12 protein-coding genes and 1 pseudogene are annotated in these 10,163 nt (G+C 56.5%); 9 read left to right on the top strand and 4 right to left on the bottom strand.

The features are described from left to right. The 3 genes from P2Q66_RS10770 to P2Q66_RS10780 form a co-directional block, all read right to left on the bottom strand. Nucleotides 1-184: hypothetical protein (locus P2Q66_RS10770; protein ID WP_275727936.1), on the bottom strand; the 184-nt coding region annotated here is incomplete at its 3' end. Between the two features lie 16 nt (nucleotides 185-200). Beyond that, on the bottom strand, nucleotides 201-671 hold the full coding sequence (locus P2Q66_RS10775; RefSeq protein ID WP_275727938.1) for a riboflavin kinase: 471 nt from the start codon (nucleotides 669-671) through the stop codon (nucleotides 201-203). Between the two features lie 86 nt (nucleotides 672-757). After that, the gene (locus P2Q66_RS10780) at nucleotides 758-1,606 is read right to left on the bottom strand and encodes an alpha/beta hydrolase (RefSeq protein ID WP_275727939.1); all 849 of its coding nucleotides are present in this window, start codon (nucleotides 1,604-1,606) and stop codon (nucleotides 758-760) included. Between the two features lie 112 nt (nucleotides 1,607-1,718). Between P2Q66_RS10780 and P2Q66_RS10785 the strand changes: the two genes are divergently transcribed. The 5 genes from P2Q66_RS10785 (at nucleotide 1,719) to P2Q66_RS10805 (ending at nucleotide 5,614) form a co-directional block, all read left to right on the top strand. Continuing rightward, nucleotides 1,719-3,047, top strand: coding sequence for an LLM class flavin-dependent oxidoreductase (locus tag P2Q66_RS10785; protein ID WP_275727940.1), 1,329 nt, complete (start codon nucleotides 1,719-1,721; stop codon nucleotides 3,045-3,047). A 24-nt stretch (nucleotides 3,048-3,071) separates the two neighbouring features. After that, the gene (locus tag P2Q66_RS10790; RefSeq protein ID WP_275727941.1) at nucleotides 3,072-3,602 is read left to right on the top strand and encodes a flavin reductase family protein; all 531 of its coding nucleotides are present in this window, start codon (nucleotides 3,072-3,074) and stop codon (nucleotides 3,600-3,602) included. A 26-nt stretch (nucleotides 3,603-3,628) separates the two neighbouring features. Beyond that, nucleotides 3,629-4,045 (top strand): ester cyclase, encoded by a 417-nt coding sequence (locus tag P2Q66_RS10795; protein ID WP_275727943.1) that lies wholly within the window; start codon nucleotides 3,629-3,631, stop codon nucleotides 4,043-4,045. Between the two features lie 65 nt (nucleotides 4,046-4,110). Next, nucleotides 4,111-4,845, top strand: coding sequence for an IclR family transcriptional regulator C-terminal domain-containing protein (locus tag P2Q66_RS10800; RefSeq protein ID WP_275727944.1), 735 nt, complete (start codon nucleotides 4,111-4,113; stop codon nucleotides 4,843-4,845). Between the two features lie 46 nt (nucleotides 4,846-4,891). Beyond that, nucleotides 4,892-5,614: an IclR family transcriptional regulator gene (locus P2Q66_RS10805; RefSeq protein WP_275727945.1), complete on the top strand. Its 723-nt coding sequence runs from the start codon at nucleotides 4,892-4,894 to the stop codon at nucleotides 5,612-5,614. Between the two features lie 106 nt (nucleotides 5,615-5,720). Here the strand turns inward: P2Q66_RS10805 and P2Q66_RS10810 are convergent. Then, nucleotides 5,721-6,033, bottom strand: a pseudogene (locus tag P2Q66_RS10810) (IS21 family transposase); the annotation flags it as partial. Between the two features lie 567 nt (nucleotides 6,034-6,600). Between P2Q66_RS10810 and P2Q66_RS10815 the strand changes: the two are divergent. From P2Q66_RS10815 to P2Q66_RS10830, 4 genes are read left to right on the top strand one after another with little or no spacing between them, the layout of a single operon-like run. Beyond that, on the top strand, nucleotides 6,601-7,167 hold the full coding sequence (locus P2Q66_RS10815) for a VOC family protein (RefSeq protein WP_275727946.1): 567 nt from the start codon (nucleotides 6,601-6,603) through the stop codon (nucleotides 7,165-7,167). Between the two features lie 40 nt (nucleotides 7,168-7,207). Continuing rightward, on the top strand, nucleotides 7,208-8,167 hold the full coding sequence (locus P2Q66_RS10820) for a fumarylacetoacetate hydrolase family protein (protein WP_275727948.1): 960 nt from the start codon (nucleotides 7,208-7,210) through the stop codon (nucleotides 8,165-8,167). 2 nt (nucleotides 8,168-8,169) lie between these two features. Continuing rightward, a complete protein-coding gene (locus P2Q66_RS10825; RefSeq protein ID WP_275727949.1) occupies nucleotides 8,170-8,556 on the top strand; it encodes a carboxymuconolactone decarboxylase family protein in 387 nt (128 codons plus the stop codon). A gap of 22 nt (nucleotides 8,557-8,578) precedes the next feature. Next, on the top strand, nucleotides 8,579-10,048 hold the full coding sequence (locus P2Q66_RS10830) for an aldehyde dehydrogenase family protein (protein WP_275727950.1): 1,470 nt from the start codon (nucleotides 8,579-8,581) through the stop codon (nucleotides 10,046-10,048). The last annotated feature ends 115 nt before the right edge of the window (nucleotides 10,049-10,163 follow it).

Below are 10,163 nucleotides of genomic sequence, written 5' to 3' on the forward strand. Positions count from 1 at the left end.
GAACTATATTGTCTTCATGCCTAGCCAGGAAGGTTGACACTACCGACACAATTCCTAGCCAGTCCGCGCACTCTTTCGGCAGTCTGGCTTGATCGCTAACGGTGGCACCAGCACCAGCTCGACCGGCGGCTTCTTTTGGTTCGGGCGGTAAGATCAGTGCCGGCGTGATTGCAGACGTTTCCATGAGGCGCTTTCTTTTCCTAAATTTTGTTAGCGGTATATGCCGGCAGCAAGTCCGGACGTGTCGACAGGTCGAGTCGGGATCGGTCCTTTTGCGCCCAATCCCTAGCGTCTTGAATATCACGGCGTATTTGTTCAATTAGCTGATTTTGCTTGCGGAATTGACGCTGAGGACGAAGAAGGATGTGCAACTCCACTTGAATGGACTGCCCGTACAAGTCCCCAGTGAAATCAAGCACTTGAGCCTCGAGCAGGCGCACGCCGTTTTGATAGTAGGTCGACCGGCTTCCAACGGAGATCGCTGCCAACCAGTCGGCTTGGTGGGGATCAGCCCGCACGTACCAGACGCCGTCTGGTACGTGATCAGGTACTGGAATATTGACGGTCGGGAACCCCAAAACCCTTCCTAGCGCATCCCCGGGCTCTACGATGCCAGCAGCGCGCCACCATACTGTTGTCGGTGCCCCCGCGGTACCCCTGACTCTGGCCATGTCTCTCTTGGCCCATTTTTCAGCACTCAGCAAAGTTAAGCTTCTGTTTCGCGTAACTGACTCTTGGCTTGGCTGTGACCGTTTGTCTAGGAAGTAAGTTTTGGCCTAGCCCCGACGCGGCTGCCGATTAGTTCGGCAAGGACTTGGGGTTGCTGGACAATGGCGAGGTGGGATGCAGGTTCACCTTCGGCGCCCTGAAGGATTTCCAGCGATGCGTTTGGAATGAGAGCAGCCCACTTCTTGGGGTGCTGCAGAGGAACGTATCTATCATCGGCAAATCCGATGATTAGCGAAGGAACGTGGAGCCGAGCCAGCCGGTGTTCCAGCTTGTAGTCGTACCTCGGATTCCAGGTCAGAAGGGCAAAGGTGATGTCTTCCTGATAGCTGTGCAGCGCGTTGTCGACTGGATCACCCTGCTCCAGGAACTCCAGGTAATTTTCACCCACGCCACTGAAGAGAGTTTCGAGAGCAGCTTCCGGGGACCATCTGAAAGCGTCACCGAGGGGAGCCTCGGGCACACGCAGACCCATCGGCGCGAGGAGGGTCATGCTGCTGAACTTTTCCGGGTAGAAAATGGTCAGGTCAGCGGCGATCCAAGCTCCTAGCGAGTGACCGGCGATGTGAGCTTTCTCAACACCTAGGACCCGCAGGAAAGCGTGGTAGTGCAGCACGAGATCGTCAAAGCCTTCCAACCACTCAGGAAGCGCGGTGTCACCATACCCGGGATGCTCCGGCACAATGACGTCAAACGATTTTGACAGCTCCTCGTACAAGGGGAGCCAGGCCCGGGTGAGGCCGGCTCCGTGAAGGAAGAGCAAGGGCTCTCCCGCGCCTTTACGACGGTATGCTGTCCGAACGCCGTTTACGTCAACCCACTCCGGCTCAGTCCAATAGGCCCACTTTCGCAACTGAAGCCCCTGCGCCACTTCAACCATTGCTACCTCTTCCGTCGGTACCGAATAACGTGCTAGCTTGTTCTACTAACGGTATGTCGGAAAGCGTGCCGAGTCAACAGATTCGGTCCGCGTCAAGGAGAAGAGAGTCCGCATGGCAAATGTTGAATTCCACCTGTTTAACTACGGTGCATATCCGTTCATTCCCCACGCCAAAGACCTGCCAAATTCGGCATATATCGACCTCCCAAACAGGTACTTCGATCCGATTCATGGAAACCGTCAGCTGGAGAGCTATCTGGACACGCTCGTTTTGGGTGAGAAACTGGGTTTTGACGGTATCCACACAACAACACAAATGGGTGGTCCCATCGGGATGACCCCTTCGGCCAACCTCACTGCTGCTTACCTGGCTGCCAAGACCTCGCGGATCAAGATCGGCACGTTGGGCCCGATCTTGAACAGCTTTTCGAATCCAATGCGCGCAGCCGAAGAAATTGCCATGCTCGATCAGCTCAGCGGGGGACGCCTAATCGTTGGCCTCCCAATGGGCCACGGGCAGAACTACCATGCCGCGGCCACGATGAATCCTGCCACGGCCAGGGAGCGCTACTGGGAGGGCCACGACCTTATTCGAAAGGCATTTACAGACGAAGGACCCTTCGAGTGGGTCGGAAAGCACTACCACGTTCCTTATGCCAACCTCTGGCCAAAGCCCATCCAAAAACCCTTCCCCGAAATTTGGATTCCTGCTGCTGGTTCTCGAATCACGCTGGAAAAGGCAGCCGAGTTCGGTTACGTCTACCAAGGCCTGTTCGTTCCCCGGAAAGCGCTGGCCAAAAACATTGCGACCTTCCGTGAAGCTACGGAAAAATTTGGCTACAAGGCAAATGATTCGCAGATTGCACTGGTCCTCTTCATCCACGTTGCCGAAACCGACGAGCAGGCACGCCGGGAAGCCGAGCCTCACCTTTTGAGCCTGTTCCAGAACATCAACCGTTCACCTCAGCATGATGCATTCCCGCCGGGTCACTTCAGTGTTGAGTCTTTGCGTGCGGCTCTCACAGGCGGTGGGTACCGCGACCGCGATATCAGCAAGCTATCTTTCGAAGAAATCGAACAGATGGGGTGGAGTGTCGTCGGATCCCCCGAGACGGTGAGGGAGAAACTTGAAGAGACGATAAAAACACTCGGAGTCGGGAAAATTATTCACGTGGCTGACCTTGGCTCAGCACCTAATTGGATGATTAGAAAGAGTCTTACTCTCATGGCCGAGCAGGTTATTCCGTACTTCCGCGGCGCAGACGGTCTTCCCGTGTGGGCGAAAACCGAACTGCCGAATTCGACGCATACTGGCTTTGGGGCTTATGCGCTGAAGACCCCTCCGCTAGTTCCGGCACAGGTTGACATGCCTGGAGTGGGCATTGTTGATACCCAGCGCGCCCATGTCGAAGAGTTGCGTGTCCCCCTTCGCGTTCGATAACGATAGAAAGTAGGCAGGTTCAACATGTCTGAGCAGCAAGAACTCACCGATACCGAGTCCGTTGCAGTCCTCGCGGAACACGTCAAGGCCGCGCACCGTTCGTTCCCTACTGGAGTGACGGTAGTGACGGTGGCCAGCGGCGGTGATGTCTTTGGGCTGGCTGTCAACGCATTCTCCAGCATCTCGCTGGAACCTCCACTGATCATGGTTGCTGTCAAGGGAACTTCCTCGACCTACCCAACACTTTTCCGGGAGAACCAGATCGCCGTAAATATCCTGTCAGCAGAACAGGCGGACATGGCTGGCTCGTTTGCCAGATCGGGCGGCAACAAATTCGCTGACATCGACTGGCACGCCGGCGACAACGGGAGTCCCTTGCTCGATAATGCATCTGCCTTCTTCGAACTGGAGATACAGTACCGGATACCGGCCTACACCCACACAATCTTCATTGGCAAGGTCACGCGTGCCGGTTCCACAGGTAAGCCTCCGCTGGTCTATCTGGACTCCAAGTTTTTCCGCAGTGACCAGCTTGTCCCCATCCCCCGTTCCTAGGTCTGCTAGCTGAAAAGGAAACCATCATGAGCACCACAATCGATCCCCGGACCTTCATTGCAGAAATGTGGGCCCGGCTGGACACGGCCGAATCTCTGACCGTGGCGGAGGAGTACTTCGCCCCTCACTATGTCCGCCATGGGCAAAAGGACTATTCCCGCGAAGAATTCATCGCAATCCTTCAGGAGTTGCGGGTGGCGTTCCCGGATCTGGCCACCACCGTCCACGACACCGTCGTTGAAGGCGACCGTTTCGCTTACCGCTGGGAATCTACTGGAACCCACCTCGGCGCCTATTTGGGAGTCCCTGCTACTGGCCGTAGCATGACCGCGCGCGGTATCGCTATCAGCCGCATCGAAGGCACTAAGATCGTGGAGGATTGGGCGAGCTGGAACGAGGCAAGTATCTTACATGACCTTGGCATTATCCCTCTAGGCCGATAGCGCGGAGTTACATTGAGACCGGCCGCTCCCGTCGCCATCGGATCCTATTAGAGAACAGGTCTATCGTGGAGATTGCGCAAACCGCAGACTATGCCCTGCAGACACTCCTCACCCTGCAGGGTCGGGGGCCTTCGACGGAGATTGAACTCGCGTCGGCGATGCAGGTTAGCCGAACAGCCGCCCATCGTATCGTACTTACCCTTCACCGCAGAGGATTTGTGTTGAGGCTCGAAGACGGCCGGTACACGCTGGGGCCGGAGTTGATCAAACTTTCTGCAAACACTCCGATTGACTTGGTGTCCATATCCGCTCACCATCTGGAGTCTCTCGCTCAGTTCACGAAGGAAACGGTTGTGCTTGCAGTCCCGCATGGGGAAAACGCAGTCGTTCTGGATCAGCGCCAAGGCACGCAGGGGCCTTTGCGGGTCGAGTACCGAACGGGTTTTTCCCATAGCCTGACCCGTGGTGCAAGCGGGTTAGCCATCCTTGCTTATCTGGAACGGGACTGTCAGGACCTTCTCATCAGGAAAGCAGGTGATCCTGACTTGCGTGCCCGGCTTCATAAAGTCGTCGCCGAGGGGTATTCACTTAGCTCCGGTGAGTTGCGGGCAGGGATGGTTGGGCTCGCTGTGCCGATAGTTGTCAACGGCGTAGGTGTAGTCGGGAGCATTGCTTTGGTTGTCCCTGACCTGCGGGAGGTGAGCCTTAAAGACAACCTCGATGACCTGAAGAGGCACGCCCGCGGCATAGCGCTTGAGTATTCCAGCGTCATTGCTGATGCAACCTCCGCAGTCGGCTGAGCCCGCGCTGGTTTTCCTCACTCGCTTTACTTAAGGACTGGAACCCATGACTGAAGTGTCCAAGACTGCGGACAACGCACTGGCGGTGCTCAGTGCGCTGGCCGAAGGTGGACCAAACAGCCCGCAAGCACTTGCAAGGTCTCTGGGGCTGAACCGGACCGTAGTTCAGCGCCTTCTCATCACTCTTCATAATCGAGGGTTCGTCGTCCGTGAGGACGGTGAATACCTGCCATCACTGCTGCTACGGCACTTGTCCAATTCTGTATTCGGCCATCTGCGAACAGCTGCGGAACCCATTCTGGCCTCGTTAGCTACATCCACGGCGGCTACTGCTGTGCTGGGTGTACTCGACGATCAAGATTGGACGGTCATCGCCCAAGCAGTTCCAGCCGCATCCCTGGGGTTACATATTCGCCATGAGATCGGGTTTCGGTCGCCCTTGACCACGGGTGCCAGCGGCAAAGTGCTGTTGGCTTTCTCCCTGCCTCGAACCATAACAAAGGTGTTGGCGAAGCAGACTGCCGCTGATTCAAATTCAGTCCGGGCAGAACTGAAGCAAATAGCTGTAGACGGGTACTCTCACACGCGCGACGAGTTGATTTCCGGGGTGAACGCCATAGCTGTGCCTGTTAGAAACTCTCAAAGCGTAGTAACCGCCAGCTTGGCGCTACTAGTACCCAGTACTAGGGGAGATGACCTGGATGCCTTGTTGCCCACGTTGTTGAAAGCATCAAAACAACTCAACAAGCAACTCCACGAAACAGAGTGAACGGCATCTGATAGATCGGAGCATTAAAGAGCCGTCGGCAGAACGTCGCTAAAGCCGATAGCTGTGTTTCTGTCCTTCTCGGATGCTCCTTGCGTTCTTACGCGACCCGCACGGTGGAGTAGGAGAGTTCCTCCGCTCCGCGCTCCTCGATCAGCCGTGCAAGGACTCTCCTAGCGGTATGGCGCCGCTTTCTGGGCGCTGTGGTTTCCGCAGTCAGCATTGCGTCCATGGCCGGTTTTAACCTTTCCAGCCGGGGAGTTGACCGTACGGGTTTCTTCCGGGCCGGCGGGACAGGATCCGACAAGGCCTGTCGGACAGTGTCCCTACCGATCTGATACCGCTTAGTGAGACCGCGGATGGACATACTCCACGCGGGCATCTCTGCGGATCTTGGCAAACAACTCCATGCGCACCTTCATCCGGGACCTCCCAGCTCGCTTTCAACAGATGAAAGCAACACTGAGGTGGTCCTGACTCAAACCGTCATCAGCAACCGGCGAGTCATCGACGCTCCTGATTCAAACCGTCACACCGGTCCTGGATCAAACTGACATAGTCAGGTGCCTACTTGAGCTTTGGAGCGCATCGCGCCTATCAGGGGTGGCGTAGCGTGAACGATCGTCATCCCCTCTTCGGCTATCGTCCTCCGAGGTCACATTGGCACCGTAGAAGTTGGAATCCCGTACCTCGTGGCGGGCGAGACAACATGACCTGTGTCAGCCGAACTCAGTTCACCCCTTGCGATGGAATGGTGGAAGACGCTAGCGAGAAGACCCAGCGGACAAGTGATTGCACTCTCGCACCGTGGGCCGTGTAGACCGAAGGAGCGTTTTACTACTGGCCAATCCGCGGCATGGAGCGGTAGTAGGGCGTTCTCCCTGGCCCTTCCGCTCTTGACCGAAAGGCTAACTTCCCGATAGTCTACCGAATAACGGCTCTCAAAGATCGCTATTCGGGAGTTTTTGTCTTTCTACACTGGAGGAAAAATGTCACTGAAAGTCCGCCGCCTTGGTCACGTGGGCATCGCTGTCCGGGACCTGGATGTGTCCGTGAACTTCTACACAGACTTCCTCGGCCTGAAGCTCACCGAGCAGTTCCGGTATCCCGAGGAAGAAGTAGGACACGGCGTTGCAGTATTGGCAGGCGCTTTCGTTCGCAACGACGCGACGCACCACTGCCTCTCCATCTTTACGCTTCGAAAAGCGGTGGAACCCCCCACGGAGCACCACTTCGGGCTGCACCACGTTGCATTTGAAATGAACTCCTCCGAGGATCTCGTCGCCCTGTACAAGAAGTTCCAGGAGAACGACGTGCCCATCGTCAATGCCCGCAAGGGGGGCCCCGGGAACCAGCCCCGCTTCTACGGACTCGACCCTGATGGCAACCTCCTGGAGTTCTACTGGAACATCGACCAGATCGGTTGGGACGGGATCCCCCGGCCCTACGATGCCATCGAAAATATCGAGCTTGAAGACTTTGACTTCGAAGCCTACGAGGAAGAACGCGAACGCGTAGCAGCGAAGGCATTGGCCAAAAAGTCTGCTCTCTTCTAATACTTCGAGAACCTAAGCAGACAGAAAGAGCAGCCAGCGCATGACGAAGCTTATTAACTACATCTACCGCGGTGAGCGCCGGCTTGGCACGGTCAAGGACGGCGTGGTGACGGATATTAATCGCGCATATGCCGCACTTCGTCGGAGCGAAGGCGAGACGGCTCATGCCGAACTGGCCGCCGCCCATGTTCCAAGCGATCCGCTCAAATTCCTGCAATTGGGCTCGAAAGCCCTTGAAGCCACAAAAGAAGCTTTGCACTACGCCGAGGCTCTAAGCGATGAAGACGCGGGCCAGGGCGGCATTGTGGTTTCAGAAGGCGACGTTACCCTGCTGCCTCCCATCACGAATCCGCCGAAAATTGTCTGCGTCGCTCGTAACTACGGAAAGCATGCAGCTGAAGCAGGGAAGCCGCTTTCCGAAATTCCTATTCTTTTTCCCCGCTTCGCCGCCACCCTTGTTCCTGCCGGCGGGAACGTTGTAGTACCGAGAGCCTCAAAAGAGGTGGATTGGGAAGGGGAGCTCGCTGTTGTAATCGGCCAGGGAGGCAGGCATATTTCCCGCGAGAATGCGATGGACCATGTGGCCGGGTACTCCATCTTTAACGATGTCAGTGTGCGGGATCGGCAGTTTCGCGTGAACCAGTACACCGAAGGCAAAAACTTCCACGCGTCAGGACCGTTCGGACCGCATCTTGTCCTCACAGACGAACTCGCAGATCCGCACTCGCTGCGGATAACCACCACATTGAACGATGCAATCGTGCAGGATGGCTCCACGAGCGAGATGATTTTCGACATCCCCGACATCATCCAGTTTGTGTCGGCTTTCATTGAGTTGGAAGCTGGAGATGTTATTCCCATGGGCACCCCTGCAGGAGTTGGGTTCACCAGGACACCGCCGCTATTCCTCCGGCCCGGGGACCGAATTAGTGTCGCCATCGAGGGCTTGGGCACCCTTACCAACCCTGTCGTCTTGGATGACCTTGGAAGGGACAACTAGATATGAGCGAATCCAGATTTGAGAAGGGACTCCGCATCCGCAAGCAGGTCGTAGGTGAAGAATATGTTGACCGCTCCTACGCCAATGCCGGAGAATTCGGCAAGGACTTCCAGGACATCATCACGGAATTTTGCTGGGGTACGTCGTGGAGCCGCGAAGGGGCCCTGTCGCTTCGCGACCGCAGTCTCCTCAACCTTGCGATTATCGGTACTCTGGGGCGAAGCGACGAGTTTCGCCTACATGTCAGGGGCGCCCTGCGGAACGGCGTCTCTCCCGAGGAGATCAAGGACACCCTGATCCACTTGAGTGTCTACGCAGGAATCCCTGCCGGACTTGAAGGGTTCCGAATTGCCGGCGACGTGATAGCTGATTGGGGCAAAGAAACGTGAGCCTCGCGGGGAGAATACCAGCATGAGCAAGAACGAGCTTGCCCTTCCGCCGCTGCGATTATTTATCGATGGTGAATGGCGGGGTTCCTCGGATGGTGGAACCTTTGAAGCCGTGAATCCGGCTACTGGAACCAGCCTCGGCAATATCAGTGCAGCGACTGCCGACGACGTGCACGCTGCTGTCGTTTCGGCCAGCCGCCAATTCAACGGAGGGGAATGGTCGCGGCTGACAGGAGCGGACCGGGGAAAGCTCCTCTGGCGTCTGGCCGACCTAGTGCAAAAGGACGTTGCCAACCTTGCTCGCCTTGAAGCAATGGACGTCGGTCGGCCATACGGTGAAGCTTTCCACGTCGAAATCCCCCTTGTAGCAGACACCTTCCGGTATTACGCGGGGTGGGCAGACAAGATCACCGGAAGAACCTTTTCCCTGCCACCCTTCAACGGTGCGGACAGGTTTTCCTATACCCTGCGGAAGCCCCTGGGAGTCGTGGGAGCCATAACACCTTGGAACGCGCCTACAATGATTACTTCCTGGAAGCTGGCCCCGGCCCTCGCCGTGGGCAACACCGTCGTCCTGAAGCCAGCAGAGGCGGCGTCGCTAACTGCTCTGCGGCTGGGAGAGCTTATAGCGGAAGCCGGATTTCCGCCCGGGACAGTAAATATTGTTCCTGGGATTGGTTCGGTTGCTGGAGAAGCCCTAATCAATAGTCCGGGCGTGGGTAAGGTCTCATTCACTGGTTCCACGGCGGTGGGCAAGCACATCGGCTCCGTAGCTGCCGCCTCCCTCAAAAAGGTCACCCTGGAACTGGGAGGAAAATCACCTCAGATCATCTGGCCCGATGCTGATCTTGACATTGTTGTCCCCGCGGCGGCGATCTCCATCTTTGCGAACCAAGGGCAGACATGTGCCGCCGGCTCCAGAATCCTTGTCCATCGTACAATCATCGATGAGTTCTCTACCCGTCTAAAAGCCCATGCGGAACAGCTCGTTGTCGGGGATCCGTTCGCGGAGGATACCCAAATGGGATCCCTCATCAACCAGAAGCAGCTCGACAGTGTCCTTGGGTACATCGCAGCCGGAATCGCAGAAGGAGCTGAGCTGATCACCGGCGGCGCCAGGTTAAAACGGCCAGGGTACTTTGTTGAACCGACAGTTTTTATCGGGACTAACTCATACCGCATAGCCCAAGAAGAAATTTTTGGTCCAGTTGGTGTCGTTATCCCATTCGATAATGACGACGAGGCCCTAAGAATCGCCAATGAAAGCCAATATGGATTGACAGCAGTGCTCTGGACAAATGACTCCAAACGGATCAATCGGTTTTCAAATGACCTTCAAGCGGGAACGGTGTGGGTTAATGCATGGGGACCACCGCATCCGGCGGTGCCGTGGTCCGGAACCAAGGCCAGCGGAATAGGCGAAGACCTGGGCCTGGAGGGTCTGCATGCAAACACGGTCGTGAGAACAATAAACCTCGTATCTTCCGCTTGACTGTCAGCCTTCCTGATTTCAAGAATGACCCGGAATCCGCCGCCCAACTACCTAGATGCGCCGACTGAGGCTTGCAAAGAACCCGGAACCTATCCATGGCGGTTGCCGGCGCCGC

The sequence above is a fragment of the Arthrobacter sp. Cr_A7 genome, assembly GCF_029222765.1.
In the GTDB taxonomy this organism is placed as follows: Bacteria; Actinomycetota; Actinomycetes; order Actinomycetales; family Micrococcaceae; genus Arthrobacter.